The organism is Gemmatimonadota bacterium (assembly GCA_016712265.1).
Lineage (GTDB): Bacteria > Gemmatimonadota > Gemmatimonadetes > Gemmatimonadales > Gemmatimonadaceae > RBC101.
In genome coordinates this window covers 393,683-420,110 of sequence record JADJRJ010000030.1, presented here as the reverse complement: position 1 = coordinate 420,110, position 26,428 = coordinate 393,683, and the positions used below count along the sequence as shown (strand labels likewise).

27 protein-coding genes, 2 tRNA genes and 1 pseudogene are annotated in these 26,428 nt (G+C 67.6%); 1 reads left to right on the top strand and 29 read right to left on the bottom strand.

Features of this window, described 5'->3' with window-relative positions; genetic code table 11:
* Positions 1 to 42 precede the first annotated feature (42 nt).
* The 20 genes and pseudogenes from IPK85_17145 to IPK85_17050 form a co-directional block, all read right to left on the bottom strand.
* Complete coding sequence (locus tag IPK85_17145) at positions 43 to 996, bottom strand: aspartate carbamoyltransferase catalytic subunit (GenBank protein MBK8249104.1); 954 nt, start codon at positions 994 to 996, stop codon at positions 43 to 45.
* Positions 993 to 1,538: a bifunctional pyr operon transcriptional regulator/uracil phosphoribosyltransferase PyrR gene (gene pyrR / locus IPK85_17140; GenBank protein MBK8249103.1), complete on the bottom strand. Its 546-nt coding sequence runs from the start codon at positions 1,536 to 1,538 to the stop codon at positions 993 to 995. The genes IPK85_17145 and pyrR overlap by 4 nt, the downstream gene beginning before the upstream one ends.
* A gap of 53 nt (positions 1,539 to 1,591) precedes the next feature.
* Positions 1,592 to 2,767 carry a GGDEF domain-containing protein gene (locus tag IPK85_17135; GenBank protein ID MBK8249102.1) on the bottom strand — a complete coding sequence of 392 codons (1,176 nt, stop codon included), beginning with the start codon at positions 2,765 to 2,767 and terminating at the stop codon, positions 1,592 to 1,594.
* Positions 2,768 to 2,837: 70 nt separating this feature from the next.
* Complete coding sequence (locus IPK85_17130; GenBank protein ID MBK8249101.1) at positions 2,838 to 3,560, bottom strand: signal peptidase II; 723 nt, start codon at positions 3,558 to 3,560, stop codon at positions 2,838 to 2,840.
* Between the two features lie 120 nt (positions 3,561 to 3,680).
* Positions 3,681 to 4,505 (bottom strand): hypothetical protein, encoded by an 825-nt coding sequence (locus tag IPK85_17125; protein ID MBK8249100.1) that lies wholly within the window; start codon positions 4,503 to 4,505, stop codon positions 3,681 to 3,683.
* A 105-nt stretch (positions 4,506 to 4,610) separates the two neighbouring features.
* Positions 4,611 to 4,697: transfer RNA gene (locus IPK85_17120), tRNA-Ser, on the bottom strand.
* 106 nt (positions 4,698 to 4,803) lie between these two features.
* Positions 4,804 to 4,890: transfer RNA gene (locus tag IPK85_17115), tRNA-Ser, on the bottom strand.
* 70 nt (positions 4,891 to 4,960) lie between these two features.
* Positions 4,961 to 5,395 carry a nucleoside deaminase gene (locus tag IPK85_17110; protein ID MBK8249099.1) on the bottom strand — a complete coding sequence of 145 codons (435 nt, stop codon included), beginning with the start codon at positions 5,393 to 5,395 and terminating at the stop codon, positions 4,961 to 4,963.
* Between the two features lie 21 nt (positions 5,396 to 5,416).
* Positions 5,417 to 8,004 (bottom strand): annotated as a pseudogene (clpB, locus tag IPK85_17105) (ATP-dependent chaperone ClpB).
* Between the two features lie 194 nt (positions 8,005 to 8,198).
* On the bottom strand, positions 8,199 to 8,660 hold the full coding sequence (locus IPK85_17100) for a hypothetical protein (protein MBK8249098.1): 462 nt from the start codon (positions 8,658 to 8,660) through the stop codon (positions 8,199 to 8,201).
* Between the two features lie 100 nt (positions 8,661 to 8,760).
* The gene (gene selB, locus IPK85_17095) at positions 8,761 to 10,590 is read right to left on the bottom strand and encodes a selenocysteine-specific translation elongation factor (protein MBK8249097.1); all 1,830 of its coding nucleotides are present in this window, start codon (positions 10,588 to 10,590) and stop codon (positions 8,761 to 8,763) included.
* The gene (gene recO, locus IPK85_17090) at positions 10,587 to 11,345 is read right to left on the bottom strand and encodes a DNA repair protein RecO (protein MBK8249096.1); all 759 of its coding nucleotides are present in this window, start codon (positions 11,343 to 11,345) and stop codon (positions 10,587 to 10,589) included. Before recO ends, selB begins: the two co-directional genes overlap by 4 nt.
* A 9-nt stretch (positions 11,346 to 11,354) precedes the next feature.
* Positions 11,355 to 12,137 carry an ABC transporter ATP-binding protein gene (locus tag IPK85_17085; protein ID MBK8249095.1) on the bottom strand — a complete coding sequence of 261 codons (783 nt, stop codon included), beginning with the start codon at positions 12,135 to 12,137 and terminating at the stop codon, positions 11,355 to 11,357.
* Positions 12,134 to 13,114, bottom strand: a complete 981-nt coding sequence (locus IPK85_17080) for an iron ABC transporter permease (GenBank protein MBK8249094.1) — start codon at positions 13,112 to 13,114, stop codon at positions 12,134 to 12,136. The genes IPK85_17085 and IPK85_17080 overlap by 4 nt, the downstream gene beginning before the upstream one ends.
* The gene (locus IPK85_17075; protein ID MBK8249093.1) at positions 13,111 to 13,953 is read right to left on the bottom strand and encodes an ABC transporter substrate-binding protein; all 843 of its coding nucleotides are present in this window, start codon (positions 13,951 to 13,953) and stop codon (positions 13,111 to 13,113) included. The genes IPK85_17080 and IPK85_17075 overlap by 4 nt, the downstream gene beginning before the upstream one ends.
* A 13-nt stretch (positions 13,954 to 13,966) precedes the next feature.
* Positions 13,967 to 15,064, bottom strand: a complete 1,098-nt coding sequence (locus IPK85_17070; protein ID MBK8249092.1) for a hypothetical protein — start codon at positions 15,062 to 15,064, stop codon at positions 13,967 to 13,969.
* 11 nt (positions 15,065 to 15,075) lie between these two features.
* Complete coding sequence (locus tag IPK85_17065; GenBank protein ID MBK8249091.1) at positions 15,076 to 15,609, bottom strand: bifunctional nuclease family protein; 534 nt, start codon at positions 15,607 to 15,609, stop codon at positions 15,076 to 15,078.
* Between the two features lie 27 nt (positions 15,610 to 15,636).
* Entirely contained in the window at positions 15,637 to 16,839 is a 1,203-nt protein-coding gene (locus IPK85_17060) for a methionine adenosyltransferase (protein MBK8249090.1), read from the bottom strand.
* A 117-nt stretch (positions 16,840 to 16,956) separates the two neighbouring features.
* A complete protein-coding gene (locus tag IPK85_17055; protein MBK8249089.1) occupies positions 16,957 to 17,508 on the bottom strand; it encodes a DUF4199 domain-containing protein in 552 nt (183 codons plus the stop codon).
* Positions 17,509 to 17,644: 136 nt separating this feature from the next.
* Positions 17,645 to 18,091, bottom strand: a complete 447-nt coding sequence (locus IPK85_17050) for a winged helix-turn-helix transcriptional regulator (protein ID MBK8249088.1) — start codon at positions 18,089 to 18,091, stop codon at positions 17,645 to 17,647.
* A gap of 83 nt (positions 18,092 to 18,174) precedes the next feature.
* Between IPK85_17050 and IPK85_17045 the strand changes: the two genes are divergently transcribed.
* On the top strand, positions 18,175 to 19,695 hold the full coding sequence (locus tag IPK85_17045; GenBank protein ID MBK8249087.1) for an amidohydrolase family protein: 1,521 nt from the start codon (positions 18,175 to 18,177) through the stop codon (positions 19,693 to 19,695).
* Here the strand turns inward: IPK85_17045 and ptsP are convergent.
* Genes ptsP through IPK85_17000 form a run of 9 tightly spaced genes read right to left on the bottom strand, consistent with a single transcriptional unit; the run spans position 19,692 to position 26,428 of the window.
* Positions 19,692 to 21,455 carry a phosphoenolpyruvate--protein phosphotransferase gene (ptsP, locus tag IPK85_17040; protein MBK8249086.1) on the bottom strand — a complete coding sequence of 588 codons (1,764 nt, stop codon included), beginning with the start codon at positions 21,453 to 21,455 and terminating at the stop codon, positions 19,692 to 19,694. The genes IPK85_17045 and ptsP overlap by 4 nt on opposite strands.
* Before the next feature lies 1 nt (position 21,456).
* Positions 21,457 to 21,723: an HPr family phosphocarrier protein gene (locus tag IPK85_17035; GenBank protein MBK8249085.1), complete on the bottom strand. Its 267-nt coding sequence runs from the start codon at positions 21,721 to 21,723 to the stop codon at positions 21,457 to 21,459.
* A complete protein-coding gene (locus IPK85_17030) occupies positions 21,720 to 22,496 on the bottom strand; it encodes a PTS system mannose/fructose/sorbose family transporter subunit IID (protein MBK8249084.1) in 777 nt (258 codons plus the stop codon). The genes IPK85_17035 and IPK85_17030 overlap by 4 nt, the downstream gene beginning before the upstream one ends.
* Entirely contained in the window at positions 22,493 to 23,176 is a 684-nt protein-coding gene (locus IPK85_17025) for a PTS sugar transporter subunit IIC (protein MBK8249083.1), read from the bottom strand. Before IPK85_17025 ends, IPK85_17030 begins: the two co-directional genes overlap by 4 nt.
* The gene (locus IPK85_17020; protein MBK8249082.1) at positions 23,173 to 23,667 is read right to left on the bottom strand and encodes a PTS sugar transporter subunit IIB; all 495 of its coding nucleotides are present in this window, start codon (positions 23,665 to 23,667) and stop codon (positions 23,173 to 23,175) included. The genes IPK85_17025 and IPK85_17020 overlap by 4 nt, the downstream gene beginning before the upstream one ends.
* Positions 23,657 to 24,052, bottom strand: coding sequence for a hypothetical protein (locus tag IPK85_17015; protein ID MBK8249081.1), 396 nt, complete (start codon positions 24,050 to 24,052; stop codon positions 23,657 to 23,659). Before IPK85_17015 ends, IPK85_17020 begins: the two co-directional genes overlap by 11 nt.
* A complete protein-coding gene (hprK, locus tag IPK85_17010) occupies positions 24,045 to 25,016 on the bottom strand; it encodes an HPr(Ser) kinase/phosphatase (GenBank protein MBK8249080.1) in 972 nt (323 codons plus the stop codon). The genes IPK85_17015 and hprK overlap by 8 nt, the downstream gene beginning before the upstream one ends.
* Entirely contained in the window at positions 25,013 to 25,324 is a 312-nt protein-coding gene (locus IPK85_17005) for an HPF/RaiA family ribosome-associated protein (GenBank protein ID MBK8249079.1), read from the bottom strand. The genes hprK and IPK85_17005 overlap by 4 nt, the downstream gene beginning before the upstream one ends.
* A 3-nt stretch (positions 25,325 to 25,327) precedes the next feature.
* The gene (locus tag IPK85_17000) at positions 25,328 to 26,428 is read right to left on the bottom strand and encodes a glycosyltransferase family 4 protein (GenBank protein ID MBK8249078.1); all 1,101 of its coding nucleotides are present in this window, start codon (positions 26,426 to 26,428) and stop codon (positions 25,328 to 25,330) included.

The following is a 26,428-nucleotide window of genomic DNA, read 5'->3' as shown; positions in this document are numbered from 1 at the left end:
CCCCGCCCATCCCCACATGTGCGGCATCCCGCCGTGCTGCTACTACCCCTTGGCTGCCTCTGCCAATTCCGGCCGGCCCCCGGCCAGCAGGTAAAGGACCGCCATGCGAACCGCCACCCCGTTGGTCACCTGCTCGAGGATCACGCTGTGTGGCCCATCGGCCACATCCGAGTCGATCTCCACCCCGCGGTTCATCGGCCCCGGGTGCATGATCACGATGTCGCGCGGCGCCCGGTCGAGCCGTTCCCGCGTCACACCGAACACCCGGTTGTACTCGCGCAGGGACGGGATGTAGCCGGCCTGCATCCGTTCCAGCTGCAAGCGAAGGATGTTGAGCGCCTGCGCCCACTCGATGGCCTCCTCGATGCGCGAGAAGACCCGCACCCCCAGCTCGTCGATGGCGTTCGGAAGCAGCGATCGCGGACCACACACCCCCACCTCGGCCCCCAGCTTCTGCAGCCCCCACAGGTTCGAGCGGGCCACCCGCGAATGCAGGACGTCGCCGCACAGGCACACGCGGAGCCCCGTGAGGCTCCCGAATCGCTCGCGCAGGGTGAGGAGGTCCAGCAGCCCCTGGGTCGGATGCTCGTGCGTGCCGTCGCCGGCGTTGATCACGTTCGACTGGATACGATCCGCGAGGAACCGCGCCGCGCCCGACGACGGGTGGCGGATCACCACCATGTCGATCTTCATCGCCTCAAGATTTCGGGCGGTGTCCACCAATGTCTCGCCCTTCGACACGCTGGACCCGCTCACCGCGACGTTGACCGTGTCGGCGCTCAGGCGCTTCTCCGCGAATTCGAAGGAAATGCGGGTCCGCGTCGATGCCTCGAAGAACAGGTTGACGATCGTCATCCCGCGCAGGGTCGGGACCTTCTTGATCGCGCGCTCGCTGATCTCCTTGAAAGGCACCGCCGTGTCGAGGATCAGCGTGATCTGCTCGGCCGAAAGATGCGCCAGGCCGAGGAGGTCCTTGCCGATCGCTGCGGCGCTCACCCCTCGCTCCCGCGGCTCACCAGGACGGCGTCCACCCCGTCCAGGTCGAGCACCTGGACGTCCACCCGCCCTTCGGGCGGCAGCTCGACCGTCTTCCCAACCACGTCGGCATGGATGGGCAACTCGCGACCCCCGCGGTCCACCAGGACGGCAAGCGCAATCCGGGCGGGGCGCCCAAAGTCGGCCAGTTCGTCGAGCGCCGCACGGATGGTCCGCCCCGTGTGCAACACGTCATCCACAATCACCAGCCGCTTGCCGTCGATCGCCCACGGCAGGTCCGTCTTGCCCACGAGGGGACGCGGCCCGACCGTCTGGAGGTCATCCCGGTATAGCGTGATGTCGAGGGCACCGCGCGGGACGGCCACTCCCTCCGTGGCTTCGATGACGGCGGCAATCCGCTGCGCGAGCTGCACCCCACGGCGCTGGATTCCGACGAGGATCAGCCCATCGGTCCCGTCGAACAACTCGACGATTTCTTCGGCCATTCGCCGGACGGTGCGCGCGATGGCGGCCGCATTGAGGAGGTTCGCGGGAGCTGGCATGTGGCGCCAATATGGCATCGCACCCGCGCGAATTGAAGCACGAGCCCCCGACCTCAGCTCGCGGCGCCTACCGTCTCGTTCTTGTGGCGCTTCTGTTCGTACAACATCGCGTCCGCGGTCGCCAGCAATTCCTCGATCTCGGGCGGTCGCTCCGGATCGAAGGTCGCCAACCCCACCGAGAACGAAAGCCGGTACGGGTACCCCTCGCGTTCGTTGCGCAGCTGGAGCTCCGCCCGCAGGCGTTCCACGATCAGGGGGCCCGTTCCATGCGCAATGTCACTTGCCAGGACGACAAACTCGTCACCGCCGAGCCTGGCCACGATGTCGGAGTCGCGGAAGGTGTGCTGCAGGATGGCCGCCGTGCGGCGCAGGGCGACGTCACCCTCGCTGTGGCCGAACCGGTCGTTGATCTCCTTGAAGTCGTCCATGTCGACGAACAGCAGGACCAGTTCGCGTTGACCGCGTCGGGCGAGCTTCAATTGTTGCTGCGCCAGCGTCAGGAAACCGCGGCGGTTGTACAGCCCCGTGAGCTCATCCATCAGCGAGAGCGCACGCAGTGTATCCTCGCGCTGGTGGCGCTCGGTAACGTCCCGCGAGGTGATCGCGACGCCGTCGCCCAGTGGCACCACCTGGTCATGGACCCACGCCGCGTTCATCTCGCCCTGCTGGATCTCGTGTTCTCCCTCCACAGCAACCCCGGAGTGCATCACCTGAACGTAGCGCGCGAAGAAGCCATTGGTCCGGTTGGACGGGACGAGTTCGCACAGGCGCTGGCCGATGATCTCGGCGCGTGAGCCACCAAGCAGCCGCTCCGCTTCGGCGTTGAGCTCGACGAACTCGAAATCCAGCACGACGCCCGCGGCATCGCGGACCGCCTGGAGCACATAGAACGAATCGTGACTCCCCTCCATCGCCGCGCGAAACCTGGCCTCGCTGTTGGCGAGGGCGGTCTCTGCCGCGCGGCGGCGCTCCAGCTCGCGACGCAGCACGATCGCCGCCCACGGCACCAGCACCAGCAACACGGACGCAGCCGCGACGAGCAGCACGCGACCCTGCTCCACCCCGCGTGCCAGATCGTCCACCAGGCGAACGGGCAGGTCACCGCGCGCGACGCGCAGCGTGACCGTGAGCAAGTCCAGCGCATCGTGCGCGACCACGCCCGCGGTGATCGCGAGCGCGACCAGCACGCTTCCCGCCAACGTCAGCTTGCGAGTGACCGTGATGCCCATGGAGCCAAGGTGACTGAATCCGGCGAGATCTTCCGGTAGTCAGGGGACGCCTGAGCTGGGCCCGGGTCACCTACTCCGGCGTCGTGTCGGCAATCACTGCTGGGCGAGTCGGCAGTTCGTTGGTAGGCACCAATCGCACGGACCGTCGGGGGACCGCGCCCAACGGGCGTGGCACCCGTGAGTCATCGGCGGCCGGGCCGTCACCTCGCACGACGCCGAGGTCAACCACGTTGCTCCAGTCGTTGACCATGCGCTCCGAGCGCTTGCCGCGCACCAGATCCCGCGCAGCATACACACTTCCCACCTTGATGGCGGCGGCTTCCCGCGCCTCGGCACGGATGGCTCCCACCAAGCGGAACCCCGTCCGCATGATCAGCACGAGCCCGAGGTACGCGGCGATGTCGGCGAGGTTCAGGACGATCGCGTGACCTGGCCGCACCTGCAACGCGATGAAGTCCGCGACGCCGGCGGGGGGACCAACCAACGACGCCAGGTTGCCCAATGCCCCGCCAACGATCAGCCCGAGCGCCTGCGGCGATCGCGCATCAACGCGGGCGAGGTCTCGCGCCACGGGAAAGACGAACACCACCGCGCACATCGTGAGCGCGAGGTTCAGCTGCCAGGTGTACGCCCCGGCAGACCAGCCGAAGGCTCCTTGCAGGTTGTGCACGACGTGCAGGTGCAGCCACGGCAGGATGTCCACGTCTGAACCGCTGAGAAAGCGGTCCGCGAGCGCCTTGGAGGAGAGGTCGAGGCCGACCACCGCCAGGGCAACCCGGGCCAATCGAGTCATCACAACAGAGTGCGCTCGCATCTCGGCGGGTTGAGGTGACACGGACATGAGGTAGACCCAACCATCGGTCAGGTCGCACCTACCCTGCCCTTTGAAAGGCAGGGTGTGTGCCACGCGTCACTACTTGAGGGAGTCGAGCTTCGCCTGGAGTCGCGCGTTGGGGGCCGGCAGCCCGGCAATGACGGGCTCGAGGATCGACCGGGCGGAGTCTCGGTGGCCAGCGGCGGCCAAAATGTCGACCTTGAGGAGCGCCTGCGATCGCTTGCCACGGTCGTCGGGGGCGTTGAGGGACTCCACGGCCTGCCGCGCAGACGCCACATCATTTCGGTCACGAAGCAACGATTCCACGGCCAGGAGCTGGACGGAAAAGTCCGCCGGCCTCAGGCGGCCCATTTGCTCGAACAGGGCGCCGGCAGCCTCGCCACGATTCTCCCGTCGATCGAGCATCGCCTGGTGGTACAGTCCGGCCATAAGGAGGCGCTCTACGTCGGCGGGATCGCCGGAACGGATACCGACGCCCCCCGCGTAGGAGTACACGAGTTCGCCACCGTGTTCACCGGTTTCGTACATGGCAAAGACGCCACCCAGGCCGATCACCGCGCTGGCCATGTGGAGGAAGCGACGATTCTTCTCCGCCATGGCCAGGGCTGCGAGTTCCACGGCTGCGATGAGCAAGAAGATGTTTCGGGCGCGTTCCCCCCACTCTTCGTGTTCCACGACCGCGTTCCGGGCGCCGGGCACCCGCTCCGCCGGGCCGTGCGCGTCATCTCCGCTCTTCACCGCCACGACGGCGGCGACCGTTCCGAGCAGGATCAGCGCGGTCGCCGCCGGGTTCATCCACGGCCACTTGCGGAGGAGTGAGACAACCCGAAGGCCAACGCCGACCAGGCAGAGGGCAATGACGAAATGGACGACCTGCGGATGAAGTACGCCGACGTTGGGCATCTGATTGGCGTGAAGTGGGGCTGCGAACATACACCGCGGCGCTTGAACCGTCGATGAACCGGGCGAATACAAGAAAAGGCGGCGCCCCGACTGGGAGCGCCGCCACGGACAGGGCGGGATTCGAACCCGCGAGTGAGTTTCCCCACCACACGCTTTCCAGGCGTGCGCCTTCAACCACTCGGCCACCTGTCCTGAGGAAACGAGAGGTTAGCGAGTCAGGTGGTGACAGCGCGAGAGGGTAAGCGGGTGTGGAGTAACTCCGTACCCCGCGACCCTCTTACCCTCGTTCTCATGTCCACGGACAGGGTGGGATTCGAACCCACGGTACCGTTACCGGTACACCGGTTTTCGAGACCGGCTCCTTCAGCCACTCGGACACCTGTCCTCACAGAGCCAAGCAACTTAAACAGTCAAGTTGTGTGGCGTCAACGCGTTGGACGCCGCCGCCTCAGTCATCACGCAGGCCGTCGCGCACGGAAGAACTCGGTAAGTATCGCGCCCGATTCGGCTGCCAACAGCCCCCCCAGAACCTCAGGGCGGTGATTGAGCCTCGGGTGCCGGAGCAGGTCCCCAACAGACCCAACCATCCCCGCCTTCTCGTCCCACGCGCCAAACACGACCCGACGGACACGCCCAAGCACCAGCGCTCCCGCACACATGGCGCACGGCTCCAACGTGACGTACAGGGTGCAGTCGTCCAGACGCCACCGACCCAGGGTGCGCGCCGCCTCGCGCAAGGCCAGCACCTCGGCGTGCGCCGTGGGATCCTGATCGCGCACCGTGCGGTTCCCCGCGCGCCCCACCACCCTGCCCTCGCCCACGATCACGGCTCCGACGGGCACATCGCCGGCCCTCGCCGCTTCGGCAGCGAGGGAGAGGGCTTCCTGCATCCAGAGGTCGTCCGTACGCACCTACGAGACCTTCTCGAACACCAGTGAGGTGTCCGGCCCAACGGTGGCGCGGATCGCGTCGCCCTCGGTGAACTTCCCCTCGAGAATGGCCAGGGCCAGGGGATTCTGCACCAGGCGCTGGATGGTGCGCTTGAGTGGGCGCGCCCCGAAGGCGGGATCGTAGCCTTCGTCCACGAGGACCGTCCGGGCGTCGTCGGACAACTCCAGGGTGAGCTTGCGGTCGGCCAACAGGCCGCGCAGACGCTCGAGTTGCAGGTCAACGATCCGGTCGATGTGCTCGCGACCGAGTGGCCTGAAGATGACGGTGTCGTCGACGCGGTTCAGGAACTCCGGCTTGAAGTGCTGCCGCATTGCGGCCTGCACCTGGGTCTCCACCATGCTCCAATCACTGGCAGCATGTTCAAGGATGAACGACGACCCCAGGTTGGACGTCATGATGATGACCACGTTGCGGAAGTCGACCGTGCGTCCCTGGGAGTCGGTCAGGCGCCCGTCGTCCAGGATCTGCAGCAGGATATTGAAGACATCCGGGTGCGCCTTCTCGACCTCATCGAACAGCACCACCTGGTACGGGCGTCGGCGCACCGCTTCCGTCAGCTGGCCACCCTCCTCGTAGCCGACGTATCCCGGGGGCGCCCCGATGAGTCGCGCCACGGCGTGTTTCTCCATGTACTCCGACATGTCGATGCGCACCATGGCCTGCTCGTCATCGAACAGGAACTCGGCCAACGCACGCGCGGTCTCCGTCTTGCCTACCCCGGTTGGGCCGAGAAAGATGAACGAGCCGATCGGCCGATGCGGATCCTGGAGCCCGGCCCGCGAGCGACGGACGGCATTGGAGACGGCCTCCACGGCGACGCGCTGTCCCACCACACGCTTGGCCAGCTCGTCCTCGAGCTTCGCCAACCGTTCCCGCTCACTCTCCATCATTCGCGTCACGGGGATCCCCGTCCAACGCGACACCACCTCGGCGATGTCGTCCGCGGTCACCTCTTCCTTGAGGAACCGCGTGCCGCCATCCTGCCGGGAGGCCAACTGCCCTTCGCTGGCCGCGAGCTTCGCTTCCAGCTGGGGGATCGTCCCGTACTGGATTTCGGCGGCACGACCGAGGTCACCGGCGCGGGTCGCCTGCTCCGCTTGCCCCGGGCGTCCTCGATCTGCTGCTTAATGGTCCCGACGGCGCCGAGGGTTTCCTTTTCGCGCTGCCACTGCGCCTTCATCCCGCCGCTCTTCTCGCGTTCTTCCGCCAGCTCGCGCTCGACGCCCTGGCGCCGCTCGACGGCCTGGGGATCGGTTTCCTTGACCAGGGCTTGTCGCTCGATTTCCAGCTGCACGATGCGGCGCTCGACCTCGTCGATTTCCTGCGGCATGGAGTCGATCTCGATGCGCAAGCGCGACGCCGCCTCGTCGACGAGGTCGATGGCCTTGTCGGGCAGGAACCGGTCGCCGATGTAGCGATTGGAGAGCGTGGCCGCGGCCACGATCGCCCCGTCGGTGATGCGCACGCCGTGGTGCGCCTCGTACCGCTCCTTGAGCCCGCGGAGGATGGCGATGGAGCTTTCCACGGTGGGCTCCCCGACAAAGACCGGCTGGAAGCGGCGTTCCAGCGCCGGGTCCTTCTCCACGTGTTTTCGGTACTCGTCCAGGGTCGTGGCCCCAACGACGCGCAGCTCCCCGCGGGCGAGCATCGGCTTGAGCATGTTGCCGGCGTCCATGGAGCCTTCGGCCTTGCCAGCCCCAACGAGCGTGTGCATCTCATCGATGAACACCACGAACAATCCTTGGGCGTCGATGATTTCCTTGAGGACGGCCTTGAGTCGCTCCTCGAACTCCCCGCGGAACTTGGCCCCGGCAATCAGGGCGCCCAGGTCGAGCGCGATCAGGCGCTTGTTCTTCAGCCCCTCCGGCACGTCGCCATTGACGATCCGCTGCGCCAATCCCTCGGCGATCGCCGTCTTGCCCACGCCCGGCTCGCCGATCAGCACCGGGTTGTTCTTGGTGCGCCGGGAGAGCACCTGCATGACACGGCGAATCTCCTCGTCTCGCCCGATGACTGGGTCGAGCTTGCCCTTCCGGGCCTGCTCGGTGAGATCGCGCGTGAATCGTTGGAGCGCCTGGTACTTCTCCTCCGGCGTCTGGTCCGTCACCCGATGGCTCCCCCGGACGGCTTGGAGGGCCTCGAGCAGCGCCTTGCGTTCGATCCCCGCCGCGGACAGGAGGGCCTTGCTCTCCGTTCCCTTGGTGTCGGCGAGCGCGAGCAGCAAGTGCTCGGTCGAGACGTAGTCGTCCCCCAGGCCACGGGCCTCCTCTTCCGCGCGCCCGACGACGCCGTTCATCTCGCGGGACAAGGTGGGTTGCGCCCCGGATTGCCGAGGATAACGCGCCATCTCACGGTCGATTCCCTCGCGAAGGCCAGCGAGATTCACGCCGAGTTTCTGGAGGATGGGACCGACAATGCCCTCGTCCTGCGCCAGCAAGGCGTGCAGGAGGTGCAGGTCGTAGACGAGAGGGTTCCCGTTCTTGCGAGCCAACCCGAGCGCCTCATTGAGCGCTTCGGTGGACTTCACGGTCAGGCGATCGGGATTGATCATGGAATGAGGTGTGTCGTTGGGCTCCTCAAAGGCACGACCGGTGCCCGTGGTCGCCTGCCCCATTGGCGGATATTCGCCTCGTCGCGACCCGCCCGTGCTGTCATGCTGGCCGGACTGCCTGCAAAAGGCAACGGTTCGAAACCCGAACCTCCGGATCTCGAACCGTTGCGCATCGTTCGCGAAGTGCTGCCTTATCGAATCACTGTCATCCGCCTGACGATCGGCCGACCATCGATTTCCAGTCGGTACAGGTAGATCCCGGACGCAGCCTGCCGTCCTGTCCCCTGATGCGTGCCGTCCCACCACGCCGTGTACTGGCCGCACGTGAGCTGCACGTCCCGCACTTGCTCCCCCCCGGTCCCTCCGCTGCTCGACGACCGCAACCCCGGAATTGCGACGAGTTGCGCGAGCATGTTGTAGACCCGCAGTGTCACCCGATACCGCTTACCCGCATCCTGGCTACAGTCTGCTGTGGGACCGATCGAGAACGGAATCGTCGTCTCGCGCGTCACCGGGTTCGGGTAGTTCTGCCCCAGGGTCGAACCTGAAGCTGCATCAACCGCACTGCGTTGGGTGGACTGGGCCCCGCTTGCCGCGGGAACCAGCGTCAGGCAGGCAAGCATCACACCGCGCATTGCCCACCGTCCGTTCATTTGTGTCTCCGATCTGACAAAAGAGTTGAGTGCGCCTTGCTCCGTTTTGCCGTGAATGAGTGACCTGCTCCGCCAACCTAGGACGCGCGTCCGTTGGTTGTCAAGAAAGGCCGCCACGACTGCCAAGTACCCTACCTTCTCCCCGCCGTTCCGTGATGCGTTCTCGGTCACAGTATTCGAGAAAGGGCATCAGGTACTTGCGTGAGACCCCAAGAATTCCCCTCAGGGTTGCCGGCGTTTCTGCGTCCGCCGTCCCCCGTAGATGGGCAACGAGACCCTCGACCATTTCGTTGACCGCCTCAGTAGTGAAATACCGGTCCGGCTCCACCGCGATAACTCGCCCGGAGCGTTCCAAGTACCGCAACACCTGCGGCAACGCCGCGCCGGACCACTCCGCCCCCAGCTCAGCGACAGAGGGAGGCTCACGGCCGGCGGACCGCAACCGGTCGATCACCCAGGTCGCCGCCTCTTGTTGACCCGTGTCCAGCCTCGGGGACCAATCCGGCGGCGCGAGGGCCGGCCCGCGAAACACCAGGCGGCCGGCACCGACGAGTCGATCGGCCGCGAACTCCAGCAGGGGCGCATTCGATCTGGCGTTACCCCAGCTCGACGGCGGAGCACCGACCTCCGTACCATGTGAAGACAAGTACGCAAGCACTTGATCTTCAACGACTTGCTCGTAGTCACGCAGAACGCTCCGAGCATAGGCGCGATCCCGGAACTGTACGTATTGGGACGCCAACTCCGCGACCTCAGGGGGCCGGCACCCCACGCGCACCGGGATTTCGCGTAGCGACACTCCGTGCTCCCCCGCGTCGCGCACAAGGTGTTCGAGCCGCGCCGCGGGATCGGAGTTCCAAGGGCCAGCGGGACGTCGCCGTGCCCGTCCGGGAGCCGGATCGATGACGATCCCGCCGCCAACGGTGGCGAGCGGCTGAGACCGCCGGAGTACGAAGCGGTCCCCTGCGCGCAGTACCACGGGCTCTTCAGTGACCACCCGCGCCGTCTGTGATCCCTGGGCCGCGACGACTCGTGCGGAAACCTCTGCCGTGCCAACATGGAGCCGGATCCACTCCCTGGGACGGAAAGGTCCGGCGGAGTCCACCAGGGTAACCTCCGCGTGAAAGAGCGTCGTGCCGGTCCAGGGGGCGGGAGCTGTCAATGTCATCCCGCGGTGCACCTGGCCGAGGTCGACGCCGGTGAGCGCGACGGCCAGCCGAGCCCCCGGGCCTGCCCCATCGACGGTGTCGCCATGCATCTGGATTCCGCGCACCCTCACGGGCATGTCGCCCGGGAAGAGCCGCAGGTCGGCACCCACGCGGACCGTCCCGGACCAGGAGGTACCAGTGACCACGGTGCCGGTACCTCGGACGGTGAACACGCGATCGATCGGCAGACGGAACAGGTCATCGCCCTGCCGCTCGGACGACGCGGCGAGCGCCGTGGCGAGCGCGTCTCGCAGGGCGTCGAGCCCATCGCCGGTACGCGCCGACACCGGCAGGATCGCGGCGGCGGCGTATGGGGTCTCCTCCAGCAGGCTCCGCACGTCCTCCGCGACGAGGTCGAGCCACTCGGGCTCGGGAAGGTCCGCCTTGGTGAGGGCCACGACCAGCGACCGAACCTGGAGCAACCGCAAGATGGCCAGGTGCTCGCGCGTCTGCGGCATGACCCCCTCGTCAGCCGCGATGACGAGGAGACCGACGTCCACCCCCGTGGCACCAGCGACCATCGTTCGGATGAACCCCTCGTGACCGGGGACATCGACGACGCCGACGCGACCCACGACCGGCAAGTCGAGCGGGGCGAAACCGAGTTCGATGGTGATTCCGCGACGCTGCTCCTCGGGGAGTCGGTCGGTGTTCACCCCGGTCAGCGCGCGCACGAGTGTCGTCTTGCCGTGGTCGATGTGGCCGGCGGTCCCGACGATCATGCGTGCCCCACAAACCGTTCGGCCCAGGCGCCAAACGCGCGCAGTTCCACGTCGTCCGTCAGGTGGCGCTGCACGAACTCGCGCAGCAGGCGCACGTGCGCGCGGAGGTCGAGCGCACTGGGGAATGGCGCCTCGATGCCGGCGAGCCAGTCCGCGAGCGTTCGGCGCGCCGCGGCGGGGAGGAGTCGGCCGGCCCGCGCCGCCGCGTGACACGCAGCGCAGACCGCCCCGCCGCCGGCCGCGGAAAACCAGGCATCGGCGTCCATCGGCAGCTCGGCGTGACATCGTGCACAGCTTTCGATCGTTGGGGCGAACCCCAGGGCGCCCACCAGCATCCAGGCGCTGGCGAGGCCTTCCGCCCGGGCATCCTCCCGCACTCGACGGTGCAGCCGGGTGAGTGCGCCGGCGAGGGCGCCGAAGGCGGCGCCGTGATCGGACTCGCTCATCGTGCGCAACACCAGCTCGGCGAGCATGGCCGCCGACATGAAGCGGTCGAGGTCGTTCGCCAGGCTCGCGTGTCCCGCGCGGACATCAAAGGACTCCAGCGGATGGAGGTCGCGGCCCGGGCGATGGGCGATGGTCGCCGTGCCTTCGGCAAAGAGGTCCATGGCGGAACCAAACCGTCGAGTGGATCGACGCGCGCCCCGGGCAATAACCGAGACCACACCACCGTCGCGGGTGGCGAGGCGCAGGATTCGCGACGTCTCCAGGTAGTCGAACGCGTGGAGCACGATGGCATCGGTGACCAGGGACATCGGCGAACCCTATCGAGGGCGCCGCAGGGGAACCAGCGCTGGCGCCCCCACGGCGGGATCCCGGGTAACGACCAGGGGCCACTGATACACCTGCTCCAGCACCTCGCCGCGCATCACGTCCGCCACCTGCCCCGATGCCACCACCTGGCCCGACGCGAGCAAGACCACGTGGTCCGCGAACCGCGCCACCAGGTTGAGCTGGTGGCTTACCACGAGGACCGCGCGCCCCTGCGCGGCGAGCCGTGTGAGGGTCTCGAAACAGGCCATTTCATGGGCGACATCCAGGAAGGTGGTGGGTTCGTCGAGCACGAGGCCCTGCGCCTGCTGCGCCAAGGCCCGAGCCAACCGCACGCGCTGCCATTCCCCACCGGAGAGGGCATCCGTCGTGCGCTCCGTGAGCGGGGCCACGTCCGCTTCGCGGATGGCCACCTCGATAGCCGCGTCATCCTCGGCCGTCAGGGTGGCCCACTGCGATCGGAACGGGTGACGTCCTAACGCGACGTAGTCGCGCACGCGCATGGGGAACACCGGCTCCTCCCGCTGCACGACGACGGACATCCGGCGGGCGCGATCCACTGGCGACCATGCGTCGACCGGCTGTCCGTCAAGCCACAGCGCACCGCTCGTCACCGAGACCCGCCCGAGGAGCGCCCGGACCACCGTGCTCTTGCCGCTCCCGTTCGGACCAACGACCGCCGTCACCTGTCCGCCGGGCGCTTGGAGGGACACCGAACGCAATACGTCGCGTGCGGCGCCAGGGTAGCGAGCGGTCACGTCGCGCAGGTCAATCATCGCGAGCTCCGCAGCAGCCAGAAAAAGAACGGGACGCCAAACAACGCCGTGATGGCCCCCAGCGGCAGTTCTGCTGGCGAACGCGCCAGTCGCGCGATCAGGTCGGCGAGCAGGACCAGGATCGCGCCCAGAAGTGCGGCGACCCCCATCGTCACGCGGACGCCCTGGTGACGCTGCCATCGCCGCGCGAGGTGCGGCACCATCAGTCCCACAAAACCCACCAGCCCCGCGGTCGCGACGGTTGTCGCGGCAAGGAGGGACGCCAGCACAAAGGTCCGCTGCACCACGCGCTCCGGCTGCACCCCAAGCGAGGCGGCCGTCTCGGGGCCGAGGGCCAGGAGGTCGAGCGCGCGCGCCTGGTGCAACAAGGCACCACCGGCCAACACGAGCGCCACGGCGAGGAAGGCCACGTCCCGCCACTGCGCCACGGCAACGGACCCCATCATCCACCACAGCGCGCCACGCTGCGCCGTGGGACCAGCGTCGGACAGGAGCACCATGATGACCGCGTTGGCGAAGGTCCCTGTCACCACACCGGCCATGAGCAATCGCTCGGATCCCCCGCCGCGGCCCAGGACCAGCACCAGGCCAACGGCCAGCATGGCGCCGAGAAAGGCAAATCCGGCAATGCCGCCGAGGCCGGCAACTCCCACCGTGACCGCGGTGACCGCACCCACGGCAGCCCCGCCGGATACACCAAGCAGGTAGGGCTCGGCCAGGGGATTCCGCAGCGAGACCTGGAGCGCCGCCCCGGAGGCGCCTAACGCCGCTCCAACCGTGGCCGCCAGTAACGCGCGGGGCAACCGGAGATCGCGGACGATGACTGCCGCGGACCCATCTGCCGCCCCGAACAGTGCGCGCCATACCTCACCCGCCTCGATGCGCACCGTGCCAAGGCCAAGCGAGAGAATCACCGCGAGGAGCAACGCGGCAACCAGCACGAGCAGCGTCCCCGCGGACGACCCGCGACCGCTCATGGCACGATCCGCCGCACCTCGGCCGCCAGCGCAGCCGCGGCATCGCCCATGTGCCGTGACGGCTGGGACATGGTCAGGGTGTCCAGTGTCAACCAGCGCTCCTCGCGCACGGCCTTCAGCGTCGTCCACGGTGGCGCCTCGCGCAGTCGCGCCCGGGCGGCGGGCGAGGCGAGAATGACGTCTGCATCGCGGCGCAGGACGTCCTCGAACGCCACGGTGAACGAGGGCTCCTGGCGATGGCGATAGATGTTGTCTGCGCCGGCCAGCGTGAGCAGCTCGGAGATGAAACTCCCGGCGCCCACCGTCATCGGGGGCTCCATCCAGACTGGTACAAAAACCGTTGGGCGCCGCCCAGGGGACGGTAACTGGCGGACGGCATCCAGGGTCGACTCCAATGCCCGTCGGATGGAATCGGCGCGGGGGCGCGCCCCCAGCAGCGTGCCTAACGTATCGAGGGCGTGGAGGTAGTCAGCGATGCGATCCACCCGAAGGGCGAGGACGGGAATGCCGGCCCGCGTCAGCGCGTCGATCGCGGGAGCATTGTCGCCGGCGGGGTACAGGACCACGAGGTCGGGGCGCGCCCCCACGATGCGTTCCAGGTTCGGACGTATGGCATCGCCGACCTCGGCGATCGCCTGAACTGCCTCCGGGGAGCGATCCCAGCGCGATCGGCCGACCAGGCGATCGCCCGCGCCCAGCAACCAGGAGATCTCCGTAAACGAGGGACCGAGGGTCACCAATCGACGGACTTCGCCACCAGCGACGCGCCGACTCTCCCCGGAAGCGCAGGCGGCGCCCAGGACGAGGGTCGTAAGGAAGGCTGTTGCGCGTCGCCACATGGGGACGCCCAAGCTAGCCGGGCGGAGTTCCCCGGGCTATCGCATCGAGGGCCTCGCGAACCGACGCGCGGTGTTCCTCGAGCCGGCGGCGATCCACCGGATCCAGCGCGGGCCCTTCCAGTTGCATCGTGAGGGCGGCCTCCATGGCCTGAAGGGCGTCGCGTTCCCCCGGGACGGCCGGCCGAGCAGCGGCGGCCGGTAGGCCACGCGCGGGCCGCAACGCCCAAACGACTGCGGCGGCGGACAGCGCGCCGAGCCCGAGCATCCACGGCCAGGAGGACGCGTTGACGGCGGGGGGCGCGACCCGGATGGTCAGGGGCCCCGGTGGAACGTCGTCCCCAAGAAACCGGAGGAAGTTGCGTCCCTCGCTCGGGACCGCGCCGAGAGCCCGAAGCCTCGGGTCGTCCACGCTGGCCCCAGCCTCCTCCAGGAGGACCTCGAGCACGGCGGTGGAATCCGGAACCGCCACGGTCAGCGGGAAGGCCCCAGGGACCAGGTCGTACGTGACTACGAGCTGCCTCACCCCCGGCGCCACCGGCGCGATGACCCGAACGTCACGTCCGTCGACCTCCGACCCACTCCCCGCAAAGTCCCCCTGGGTGGAGCGTACGTTCGTCGCGGCGGCCGGCACCTGTGTGACAAACGCTGGCCTGCCAGGCGGTGAGGTGCGCGTGCGCCGCCCTTCATTGCCGAGTTCCCAGACCTCCACGACCTCGCGCAGCCCCTGTGCATTGGGAGCAGACACGACGACGTGGCGTCCGACCTGCCGCAGCGGAGCATCCACCGACGTCGTGTCGAAGACGTGAATCTCGCCGGGGGCCTCCAGGGAATCGCTCACCCGCACCGGTGGTGCGAAGTAGGCAATCCCGCTGTAGCGCGAGGTGGCCAGGTACATGGCGCCGGTATCCGGCCGGGAAATCCGGAAGGCGTAGCGACCCGCGGCGTCCGTTCGCGCGGAGTCCACCGGCCCGGACGTCGGCCCGATCTGGTGCAGCGTAACCATGGCGCCCGGCACGGCGCGCTCGCCTGACTCGGACGCCAACATCACGCGGCCGCGCGCCCGCAACTCCTGCCCGGGCGCGACCGTGGCGCTCAGCAGCAGCAGGGCCATCACCCGCCGCATCACGGGCGGAACTTGCCAAAGTCCTCGGGGCGAAGCCCTTCGAGGTGTCGTTTGAGCTGCTCCGGCGTGAGCTGGTCTCCCGTTTCGCGTGCGCCGGGCTCGACGGGTGTGTCGGGCGCGCCCCCTTCCCCGTCGGGTTCGGTCTCGGCCAGCAGGGAGGCCGAGGCAAACATCGGGCTGCCTGTTCGCAACGCGATGGCAATACTGTCGGACGGGCGGGCATCGACGCGATACACTTCGCCGGCACGCGAGAGGTGGAGTTCGGCGTAGTAGGTGCGCGATTCCACGCGGGTGATCTCCACGCGATCGAGATGCGCCCCCAGTCCCACGATGAGGCCCTTGCACAGGTCGTGGGTGAGCGGCCGCTCCTTTCGAACGCCGTTCATCTCGAGCAGGATCGACTCCGCCTCCGCCTGCCCAATCCAGATGGGGAGGAGGCGATCTCCTCCCCGTTCCTGCAGGATGACGACGTAGGTGTTGGAGGAGCCGTCGAGCCCGAGGCGACCAACCACAACTTCAACGAGCGGCTCCATGGGGTCCTGCGCGTGGGTGTTGCCGAACTATCGCACCGCGCGCTTCAGCTGGGCAACCTTGTCGAGCCGCTCCCAGGAGAACGACGTAGCCGCCACGGACCGGGACTTCTTGCCATTTTCGGCGCGGGTCACGTACGTCAGCTTCTCCGACGGCCGTCCGAAGTGGCCATAGGCCGAGGTCGGAGTGTAAATGGGCTTCCGCAGGTCGAGCGAGGCACCGATGCCACGCGGCGTCAGGTCGAACGTTTCGTTGATCGCCGCGATGATCGCGTCGTCACTCACGCTTCCCGTGCCAAAGGTGTTGACGTTGACGCTGACCGGTTCGGCCACGCCAATGGCGTAGGCAAGCTGGACCTCGCAGCGCCGCGCGAGCCCGGCCGCCACGACGTTCTTGGCCACCCAACGCGCGGCATAACACGCGGAGCGGTCGACCTTGGACGGATCCTTACCGGAGAAGGCGCCGCCGCCGTGCCGCCCCATGCCGCCGTAGGTATCAACGATGATCTTGCGGCCGGTCAACCCGGCATCGCCCTGCGGTCCACCGACGACGAACCGGCCGGTCGGGTTGATATGGTACGTCGGCTTCTGCCTCCGCCACTCCTTGGGGATACAGGGCTCGACGATCTCCGCAGTGATCGCCTTGCGGATCTTCTCGATCGTCACCTTGTCGTCGTGCTGCGTGGAGACAACGACGGTGTCGACGGCGACCGGCTGATCACCCTCGTACACAACCGTCACCTGCGCCTTGCCATCCGGCCGCAGCCACTTGAGGTTGCCAGACTTGCGGTGGTCGGCCAGCGCCTTGGTGAGGTGATGCGACAACATGATCGCGGCCGGCATCATCTCCGGCGTCTCGTCGGTGGCGTACCCGAACATCATCCCCTGGTCGCCGGCACCGCCGGTGTCGACCCCCATGGCGATATCCGGTGACTGCTTGTCGATCGTGCTCATGACGGCACAGGTGTGCGCATCAAAGCCGTAGTTGGCGTCGGTGTACCCGATGCGCTGGATTGTACCGCGCACGATGGCCGGGATGTCGACCCAGGTGGTCGTCGTGATCTCGCCAGCCACCACGGCCAGCCCGGTGGTGACCAGGGTCTCACAGGCCACACGAGCCTGGGGATCATCGGCCAGGATGGCGTCGAGGACGGCGTCCGAAATGGCGTCTGCGACCTTGTCGGGATGCCCTTCCGTCACCGACTCCGAGGTAAACAGGGTGCGTGCAGTCACGAGATTTGTAGAGGCTCTAGGGTGTCTGAGTCGACGCGCAGGTTGTGACGCGGGTAACCTAATCAGAGTTCGTGCCAGCGCCCCGAACGAGGGCTCAAGACACCCCGGCCTCAAAGGTCATCCGGCCCGGGCGAGCGCCCCCTGCCCAGCCCCGTCGCGCCGGCGGCGACTCATGATCCCGGCCGTCAACAGGGTGAACAACAGGCCGACGGGGAGCGGCTCCAGGAAGGTGATAGCCGCGTTGTACAGCGGCTTGTCATACATGATCTGGAACTCCTCCATCTGCTTCTGAGTCGCCGCCAGTTCCGCCTCTGAGGCCCCCGACTGGCGCGCCTTCTCAATCGCCTGTGCCGCGTAGGCCTCTCCGTAATCCGGGGTCACCTTGAAGTACACAAATTCCCAGGTGACGACGTAGCACGCCGTCGCCACGAGCGTGATCAACCCGCCTACCGCAAACGCTCGCCCGAACGACACGGACCCACCGGCCACATTGTCCCGATAGGAGCGGACGCCGAAGTAGATCATCAGAAAGGCCAACACCATCGTCGTGTAGCCCACCACGACGGCCCGGTCGAGGCCGATCTGGTCTCGAAACGGAAGGGCAAGGAGCATCGAGGCGGCGAGGATGCCGCCGGCGATGAGTCCGAAGGTGAGAACGACACGACGCATGGGTCACTCCAGAGGGTTGAGGAATGGCCGAGAGTAGGGTCCCCGGGCGCTTTTTTGCGTCACCCGAACGGGTGATTTTCGCGGTTCGGGGCCAAAATCACCCGGAAGCAGGACCTCCAGGACAAGCACGGTGGCCTCAGGGGATCAGTCTCAGCTCTTTCCCGCGCTGGACCGCCTGGGTCCGCCGTTTGACGTCCAGTTTCTCGAAGACGCGACTCGAGTGCGTCTTGACCGTGTTCTCGCTCAGAAACACCCGTTCGGCGATTTCGCGATTGGACAGCCCCTGCGCAATGAGCTCCAGCACTTCAAGCTCGCGGGGGGTCAAACCCAGCTCGGCGATCCTGCCTTCGTCGCGGGTGAACTCGGCCGGAGCCGGGACAAGGACCTCGCGAACTACGACGGTCTCCCTGTGCCGGGTCAGCCGAAGCCCCAACCAGATCCCGACCACGGAAAAGAGTGTCGCGACGATGCCACCGTAGATCTCCACCGAGTACTCGATGATCAGCCACCGGTACTCGACGAAGCGCAGCCCGGCGATGAGAAGGCCGCCCAAAAGGCCATACAGGAGGACCTGTCGTCGCATGCTCCAATTGTACGGCCTCATCCCCCGCGCGCGCATCTCCGATTTCGGTGCTAAGGTATGCCCGACTCCCTTCCCCCCGTCTCATGCCCCAGGCGCGCCACCGTCTTGTCACTTCGCTATTCGTGTTCGCGGGACTCGCGTGCGCCGAGCGCGGCGCCGTTCGCGAGTCGGCCGATATCCTGGTCACCGGCGGCACCGTGGTCACGATGGACTCGCTGCGTCGCGTCCTCGAGGACGGCGCGGTCGCGGTGCGTGGGGATCGCATCGTCGCCGTTGGGCCAACGGCCGAACTCCAGGCGCGATACACGGCCCGCGAGACGATCGACGCGCGGCGCATGATCGTGATGCCGGGGCTGATCGACGGGCATGGCCACGCCGGTCACGGCCTCGTGAAGTCCCTCGGGATGGACACCGGGGACTGGTACCCGGCCACCGAGAAGCTCTACGCCACGGGGAGTTCCGTCGACTTCTGGCGCGCGGAGGCATACCTCACCGGGGTCGAGCGTGTGCGCTTCGGGGTGACGACGGCGCTCACCTTCCTCGGGGGCGGCGACATGGTGATGCGCACAGACGACGTTCGGTACGGCAACGCCTACATGGAGGCGACCGACAGCGTCGGATTGCGATTCTTCCTCGCCGTCGGCCCACGACGCCCACCGTTTCCCAAACCCTACACCCAGTGGGATGGCGACAGTGCGCGTCCCGTCTCGGTCACCTTCGAGCGGCAGCTCGAGGTTTCCGAGGCGCTGATCCAGAAATGGAATGGTGCGTCCAACGGACGCCTCCATGTCGCGATGGCCTTTCCCACGCACCACCCCGAGCAGACGCCGCTCGCCGGTGCGGCGCTCGATTCACTTGTGAGCCAGGCCCGGGCGACCCGCGAGCTGTCGCGCAAGCATGGATTGTTGTTCACGCAGGATGGACACTCGCGCGGGAGCGTGAAGTTCGCGCACGAGGTCTTCAACGTCCTTGGGCCCGACGCCCTGCTCTCCCACGCGACCGGCATGACGGATGAGGAGGTGGCGATTGTCGCGCGGACCGGGACGAAGATCGTGCACAACCCGAGCGCCAATGCGGCCATTCGCGAACCCTTCCGACTCGTTGAGCTGCTGGACGCCGGCGCGACCGTGATGCTCGGCTCCGACGGGGTCGCCCCGGATCGCAGCTACGACATGTTCCGCCACATGTTCCAGGCGATGCGCTACCACCGCGCGGCCTGGCGCGACACCAAGGTCCTGCCGCCGGGGAAGGCGCTGGAGATGGTGACCATCGATGCGGCGCGTGCGCTAGGCATCGCCGCCGACGTGGGATCCCTCGAACCCGGCAAGAAGGCGGACCTCATCCTCATCGACGCCTACCGCCCGCACATGATGCCGTTGCAGATGCCGCTGTACCGCGTCGCGTACTTCGCGAACGGCAACGACGTGCACACCGTGCTCGTGGATGGGCGCGTGCTGATGCGCGACCGACGCGTCCTGTCGGTAAATGAGGGGCGAGTGCTTGACGACGCGCAGCGCGAAGCCACCCTGGCCATCAAGCGCACCGGACTGGAGGGACTCCTGCAAACACCGGAAGGCTTCTGGGGCCGGAGCCGCTTCCCCTAGTGCACCGCTTCCCACATGAAGGTGACACTCCCGAAGGCCGCCTTCAGCCGGAACTCCAGCTCACGCTGCGCTTCGGCAGCGGTGCGCGCCGAGGTGGCGGCGTCGGCCGCCTCGGCGGCGAATGACGCACTGACCCCGCGGATGATCCGCTTGACCAGCGCCACGGAGCGCGGATTCACGCTGAGCTGCCGGATCCCCAGCCCCACCAGGACGAAGGCGAGGAGGGGCTCGGAGGCCATCTCGCCGCAGACGCACACTTCCAGCCCTGCCTGCTGCGCCACCTCGGCGGTCCGGCGGATGAAACGCAGGATGGCCGGATGCAAGGGCGTGAACCGGTCGGCCAGATTGGCATTGCCCCGATCGACGGCGAGCGAGTACTGCACCAGGTCGTTGGTTCCGATGCTGAAGAACTCGGCCTCGTCGAGGAAGGTGTCGATGGCCATGGCCGCGGCCGGCGTCTCGATCATCACCCCGAGCGGGACATCGCGCTTGTAGGCGACGCCCCGCGCGTCCAGCTCGGCCATGGCCTCGCGCAGGAGCACGCGCGTGGCACGCACTTCGTCGAGGGTTACGACCAGGGGGAGCAGGATCCGGACATCGCCATGCAGTCCGGCCCGCAGCAGCGCGCGCAGTTGCGTCTTGAACAGTTCCGGCTCGTCGAGGCACATCCGGATGGCGCGCCAGCCGAGGAAGGGGTTCGGTTCATGCGGATACCCACCCACTGGCAGCTTGTCGCCCCCGATATCGAAGGTGCGAATCACCACCGGATGCGACCCAAACGCTTCCACGACGCGCGCGTATTCGCGGTACTGTTCCTCCTCATCCGGCATCGTCGCGCGCCCCACGACCAGGAACTCGGTGCGCATCAGCCCCACGCCTTCACCCCCGGCGTGCGACGCGTGGGCCGCCTCTTCCGGCAGGTCCACGTTGACGCGCACGATGATCCGCACGCCGTCGGTCGTGAGCGCCTCGGCGTCGGCGGTCTTCTGCAGTTCCGCCTCATCCTGCTTCTCGATAATCGCCCGTCGCTCGAAGGTCTTCACCTCCGCGGGACTGGGGTTCACGATGAGCATCCCGCTTGATCCATCGAGCACCAGCGTCTCATCACCGCGCAGGCGCTGCAGGGCGTCCCGCAGGCCGACCACCGCGGGGATGCCTAACGACCTGGCGAGGATGGCGACGTGGGACGTGCGCGTGCCCGCCTCGGTCGCGATGCCGGCGATCGCCTCGCGGTCCAGCTGCACCGTGAGGCTGGGCGTCAGGTCGTGGGTGACGAGGATCGCATTGGCGCCCTTGCGCACATCCACCGGGTCATGGTCACCCAATCCCAACATCAACGACAGCACGCGGATGTGCACATCCGTCAGGTCGCCGACCCGCTCGCGCAGCATGGGGACAGGGCTCCGCGCGAAGTGCTGGCGGAATTCCTGCATCACCACGTCGAACGCCTTCTCCGCCCCGAGATTCTGGCGGATATAGGACTCCACCTGGCTGACGAGCGCGGCGTCATCGAGGATCATGCGCTGCGCCTCGAAGATCGACGCTTCCTCGGGCCCCGCCTGCCGCGCGGCGCGGTCCCGGACGGCGTCCAGCCGCTCGCGCGCCCGGGTCATCACCTCGTGGAACCGCGCGATCTCCGCCGGAATGTCCTCATCGGGGACGATGCGCTGCGGCACATCCGGCACCTCCCAGCGCAGCAGGTGCGCCGGTCCGATGACGATGCCAGGCGAGGCCGAGATCCCGTTGAGGACGCGCTCCACGCTAACGCTCCCCGAACCGGCTCTCGAACAACGTGCCCAGCGCCCTCACGGCGTCCTCGGCATCGGGCCCCTTGGCACGCAGGAGCACGGTGGCCCCGCATTCCGCGGCGAGCATCATGACCCCCATGATGCTCTTGCCGTTCACCTCGAGGTCGTCGCGCGCCATCGTGATCTCGCTCTGGAATTTCGCGGCCACCTTCACGATCTCGGCGGCCGGACGCGCGTGGATCCCATTGCGGTTCGTGACCTGCAGGGCCCGTTCGATCATGTGACCACCGTGGCGAAGAGGACGAGCAGCACCAAGACACCCACACTCCATTTCCACACCTCGTAGCGCCCCTGCAAGCGGGCCACCCCCAGGCCGCCTAACGCAGCCGCGGCCAGCACCCCCACCAACAGCACCACGTCCACCGGACCGCTCACCCCGAGCCCGCGGTGCATCGCCAGGGGGATCGCCACGCCAGCGAGTAACGCACCGGCCCGGCTCACCCAGGTCGGACCTTGTCGCAACACCGGGGTCCCCAGCGCCTGTGAAACCTGGAGTCCCCGGGAGAACCCGACATGCAATCCCCAGACCCGCAGCGCAAGGTGGCCGAGATTGTAGGTGCCGAGGAACACCAACAGGGTGAGCCCGGGCCCGGCGCCCAAGCCGAATGCGAGCAGACCGAACAGGACGCTCAAGGGCAGCCAGCCTGCCCAGATAAGGCGGTCCCCGGAAGCGCCCAGCGGACCGCACAGGGCTGACCGGAACCGCTCGATCCGGGCCGGCGGGGTCCCGTCCAGCTCCGCGCGGGCGAGGGCGCCAACGGCCACCGACGCCATGTACGGATGGGCGTTGAAGTACTGGCTCTGGCGCGCCAGGGCTTCGCGATATGCCACCCCGCCGACCCCGCCCGGCAGGAGCCGCAACGCGGGCTCGATGACGAAGCCGATCCCCGCGCCAACCAGGGTCTCGTAGTTCCAGGACGCCTGGATCGCGAGGGATCGAACCAGGATGGCGGCCCTGGTCCGGAACGGGAGGCGAACGGCGGGGGCACTCATCGTGACCACACGGCGAGAAGCCCGAGCACACCCCCAACCAGGAAATACCAGCGGGTCCGCGGGACTCCGTGAAAGACCTTGTGTGCCGCGCCGCCGGCGACGATCCCGGCGATGGTAACCAGGGTGGCGCGCGTGAGCACCGCATCCAGGCTCCAGCGCGCGTCGAGCCAGGCCACCACCGGGAAGGTCAACGCGGCAGCGAGCAGGGTGACGACCATGCCGCGGACGAGATCTGCGATGAGCCCATGGACCTGGAGCGCCGTGACCGCGCGCCGATCGCCCTCCCGCAGTGCATCCTGTCGCTGGTGTGCCCACGCGGCGTTGACCTGCCGCAGCTTCACCATCGACCACCCACCAAACCACCCGGTCACCAGGGTCGCGAGCAGGGCCAGGACGACGGTGCCTTCGTGCCACTGGGGCGAACGGGCGACGAGGGCCCCGCCAATCACGGACGCCGCGCCCCACTCCGGATAGCGGGACGCGCCCACGGGTAGGGTCTCGAGCGCAAACGACTCCACCAACGCCCCGAGGAAGAGGCCGGCAAGCGGCTGGCCAAGAAATGCGGCCGCAACGGTGCACGCCACCAGGGGCCGCGAGATCATCGCCTGCGGAAAACTCACGGTGTCGAGTCCAAGCACCCCGCCGAGGAGGCCTAACGACATCCACTCGGCGATCGTCATCGGGCCCCGTCGCCGGCCAGCAGCTCGTTCAGGGGGACCGGGGCCGCCGCCGGGACGTCCTGGGCCTCCACCTCAACGCCCGCCGCCACCATGGCGCGCAGGACTGCTTCCTCCTCGGCGGAGAGGAAGATGTAGCGCAGTCGTTGTACCCGGCCGGGTCGGTGGTGGATGCCGCCGAGGTTTACCCGGCGGATCCGCGGCGCCCCCGCCACCAGCCGCTGCATGGTGAAGACGTCGGCGGTGAGCAGGATCCCCACCCCGCGCGAATCGTCGATGAGGGCGTCCATCCGGGCCACGGCGGTCTCGACCGATTCGAAGGAGACGTCCATCTCCTCGGGCACCCCCATGCGGTAGAGGTCCTGCTCCCAGGCGGACGCGGCAACTTCATCGTCGACGAGCACGATGGACCGCACGTCGAGCGGTTGCCCCCATCCCACGACCACCTGGCCATGGATGAGGCGGTCGTCGACGCGAAAGATCTCAACGCCCACTGGGCGTCCCTCCAACGACGACGTGCAACGCCTCGCGCCCACGCTCCACCGCGTGCCCTGCGGCCACGGCATCGGTGCCCTCGGCAAACACAAAGTCCAGGAGGGCCACCAGGTTGACGCCCACCACCACCGTCAGGCCCGGCATCTCCCGCTGCAGGCGCCGCGCGGCCATCGTGCAGCTCCCCGCCGGCAGGTCCGCAAAGACGACATGGGCCCCGGTCTCCAGGACCAGCGCGTGGAGCCTGGCCTGCACGTCCGCCGCCCCGAGTCCCGTATTGCTTAACGCGACGAGCGCGTCCCCGCGTCCGGTGATCTGCTGCACGGCCGAGACAAGCCCGGCGGCCAGCTCTCCGTGGCAGGCCACGATGGCCCGTGCGCTACTCATCGTCTTCCACCAGGTAGCGTCGGACATCGGCGGCTTGCCGCATGTGCCCCACCAAGCGCTGGTTGAAGGCTTCGGCCGGGTCGATCCCGCTGTACCGGAGAAGGTGGTTCATGGCAATCACCTCCGCGATGACGGTGATGTTCTTGCCGGGGTTCAGGAAGACCGTGATCAACGGCAGCTCCACACCGAGGATCGTCGTCACTTCGCCATCGAGCCCGGTCCGGTCGACGACGGTGCCTTCGGTCCACTCCTTCAGCTGCACCACGACCTCGATCCGCTTCTGCTGTCGCACCGCGTGGATGCCGAAGATCGCCGGGATGTCGATCAAGCCGACCCCGCGAATCTCCATGTAGTGCCGTTGCAGCTCATGCCCGCGACCGATCAACACATCGTTCCCGCGACGCGTCACCAGGACGAGGTCGTCCGCCACCAGCCGGTGCCGCCGCTCGACGAGGTCCAGCACACACTCGGACTTTCCGATCCCCGAGGCCCCGGTAAACAACACGCCGACTCCAAAGACGTCGGCCAACGATCCATGCAAGGTGGTCGACGGCGCAAAGACTGCCTCGATAACCGGCTTGGCCCGTCGGTAGAACTCGTTGGTCTTGAGCGACGTGCGCAGCACCGGGACGCCAGCGTCACGAGCCAGCTCAATGAGCGGCGCCGGCGGCTCCAATCCCTTCGTGATAAAGACCACGGGCAGGGCAAAGGAGAAGAACTGCGCGAGGTTTCGACGCCGTTCGTCGTCACCCAACGACGCGAGATACGTGATCTCGGTCTCACCCAGGACCTGCGACCGCTCCGACATGAACCGCCCGACGAACCCGGCGAGGGCAAGCCCCGGGCTCGAGATGTCGGGGTTCGCCACGACGCGCCCCTTGCCGTCATGTCCGGTGAGCTCCTCCAGCGCAATCGAATCCCGGAGGCGCTCCACCAGGCGATCGACCGTGACGACGGCGGTCACCGGCGCGCGGCCCGATGGGCGCGATCCTTCGCCGTCCGCTTTTCCGCAGCGACCTGGTGTTCCAGGTGCTTGAATGCGACCACGAGTGCCGGACCGTAGTAGCGGCCATTTCCCTCGGCCACCAACGGACGGTGACGCGGGGTCGTGACGACGATCTCCACTCGACAGCGCGTCCCTTCCCGCTCAAAACGCACGGTCGCCCGGACGGCTCGATCCAACCTCCGTTCCAGTTTGTCCAGCGCCGCCGACGCCTTGGCCTTCAGGCGATCACTGATGACGGCATGATGGGCCTGCCACGTAATCTCCATCGTTTATCCTCGCGTCAACACCCGGGTGAGGTGTGCCTCGGTTTCGTCCGCTGTCCGTTCCCATGTAAAGGTCTCGGCGAAATGTCGCCCGCCGACACCCAGTCGCTCGACCACGGTTCGATCACTCGCCAGACGTTCCATCTCGCGCACGAGCCCCTGCACGTCGCCATGTCGCACGAGGTAGCCGGTGTCGCCATGACGAACGGACTCCCGGATTCCCGGCGAGTCCGACGCGATCACCGGCGTTCCACTGGCCGCCGCCTCAAGGTTGGTGATGCCCCACCCTTCCTTGGGTGAGGTGAGCATGAGGCACCACGCGCGACGCAACAACGACCGCTTTTCCTCCTCGCTCACCCGCCCAAGAAACCGAACGCGTGCGGTGAGGTCAAGCGAGGCGACCAACTGTTCCAGCGCGGGACGGTGGTCGCCCGCGCCGGCGATCTCGAGCGTCGCGTCCCGGTGCTGCAGCTGCCCAAAGGCCCGAATGATCAGGTCCACGCGCTTGTACTTCTTGAGCCGGCCCAGATACGCGAACACCGGTCGAGCGGAACGCTGGTCCGGCGCCGGTGTGTACCCCTGCGCATCGATTCCACAGTAGATCACCTCGATCGCCTCGCGAGGCACTCCGCGCGCGGCGAGGTCATCCGCCGTACTCTGCGAGATCACCTGGAACGGAATCCCGCGATAGACCCAGGGGATCGGTCGCTCAGCGAGCCACACGACTGCGGCCACCGGCGCTGGCAGTTCCTGGAAGGCCGTCCCGCCGAAGAGGTGGGGGATGATCCCGACCACGGGCGGTCCCCCCCAACGCGGCGTGAAGAGCGGCACCTTGTTGATGTCCTCGATCACCAGGTCATGCCGGCCCGCGTGATGGGCGGCGAACGCCCGGCGCGCGTGCAGGGGAAAGGTGTACCGCGTGCCGACGCGGTGCACCTGTATGCCATCCAGCTCAACGCGTGGCGCACAGCCCGGCCAGCCGCCACACAGCAGGGTCACCTCGTGCCCACGCGCGGCCAGGCGACCAAAGATCTCGTGCAGGTGTATCTCGGCGCCGCCGGCCTGGGGATTCTCGCGATCCTGCCAGTTGACGACGAGCAACCGCAC

Coding starts and splice junctions, on each gene's coding strand:
- IPK85_17030 (MBK8249084.1), bottom strand. CDS start 22,496: ATGAGTGCCCCCGCCGTTCGCCTCCCGTTCCGGACCAGGGCCGCCATC.
- IPK85_17015 (MBK8249081.1), bottom strand. CDS start 24,052: ATGAGTAGCGCACGGGCCATCGTGGCCTGCCACGGAGAGCTGGCCGCC.
- IPK85_17135 (MBK8249102.1), bottom strand. CDS start 2,767: ATGGGCATCACGGTCACTCGCAAGCTGACGTTGGCGGGAAGCGTGCTG.
- IPK85_17070 (MBK8249092.1), bottom strand. CDS start 15,064: ATGGCCCTGCTGCTGCTGAGCGCCACGGTCGCGCCCGGGCAGGAGTTG.
- recO (MBK8249096.1), bottom strand. CDS start 11,345: ATGTCCCTGGTCACCGATGCCATCGTGCTCCACGCGTTCGACTACCTG.
- IPK85_17065 (MBK8249091.1), bottom strand. CDS start 15,609: ATGGAGCCGCTCGTTGAAGTTGTGGTTGGTCGCCTCGGGCTCGACGGC.
- selB (MBK8249097.1), bottom strand. CDS start 10,590: ATGATCGTCGGGACCGCCGGCCACATCGACCACGGCAAGACGACACTC.
- IPK85_17005 (MBK8249079.1), bottom strand. CDS start 25,324: ATGGAGATTACGTGGCAGGCCCATCATGCCGTCATCAGTGATCGCCTG.
- IPK85_17080 (MBK8249094.1), bottom strand. CDS start 13,114: ATGAGCGGTCGCGGGTCGTCCGCGGGGACGCTGCTCGTGCTGGTTGCC.
- IPK85_17050 (MBK8249088.1), bottom strand. CDS start 18,091: ATGCGACGACAGGTCCTCCTGTATGGCCTTTTGGGCGGCCTTCTCATC.
- IPK85_17055 (MBK8249089.1), bottom strand. CDS start 17,508: ATGCGTCGTGTCGTTCTCACCTTCGGACTCATCGCCGGCGGCATCCTC.
- IPK85_17025 (MBK8249083.1), bottom strand. CDS start 23,176: ATGACGATCGCCGAGTGGATGTCGTTAGGCCTCCTCGGCGGGGTGCTT.
- IPK85_17035 (MBK8249085.1), bottom strand. CDS start 21,723: ATGATCGAACGGGCCCTGCAGGTCACGAACCGCAATGGGATCCACGCG.
- IPK85_17110 (MBK8249099.1), bottom strand. CDS start 5,395: ATGCAGGAAGCCCTCTCCCTCGCTGCCGAAGCGGCGAGGGCCGGCGAT.
- pyrR (MBK8249103.1), bottom strand. CDS start 1,538: ATGCCAGCTCCCGCGAACCTCCTCAATGCGGCCGCCATCGCGCGCACC.
- IPK85_17045 (MBK8249087.1), top strand. CDS start 18,175: ATGCCCCAGGCGCGCCACCGTCTTGTCACTTCGCTATTCGTGTTCGCG.
- IPK85_17125 (MBK8249100.1), bottom strand. CDS start 4,505: ATGCCCAACGTCGGCGTACTTCATCCGCAGGTCGTCCATTTCGTCATT.
- IPK85_17130 (MBK8249101.1), bottom strand. CDS start 3,560: ATGACTCGATTGGCCCGGGTTGCCCTGGCGGTGGTCGGCCTCGACCTC.
- IPK85_17085 (MBK8249095.1), bottom strand. CDS start 12,137: ATGATTGACCTGCGCGACGTGACCGCTCGCTACCCTGGCGCCGCACGC.
- IPK85_17100 (MBK8249098.1), bottom strand. CDS start 8,660: ATGAACGGACGGTGGGCAATGCGCGGTGTGATGCTTGCCTGCCTGACG.
- IPK85_17075 (MBK8249093.1), bottom strand. CDS start 13,953: ATGTGGCGACGCGCAACAGCCTTCCTTACGACCCTCGTCCTGGGCGCC.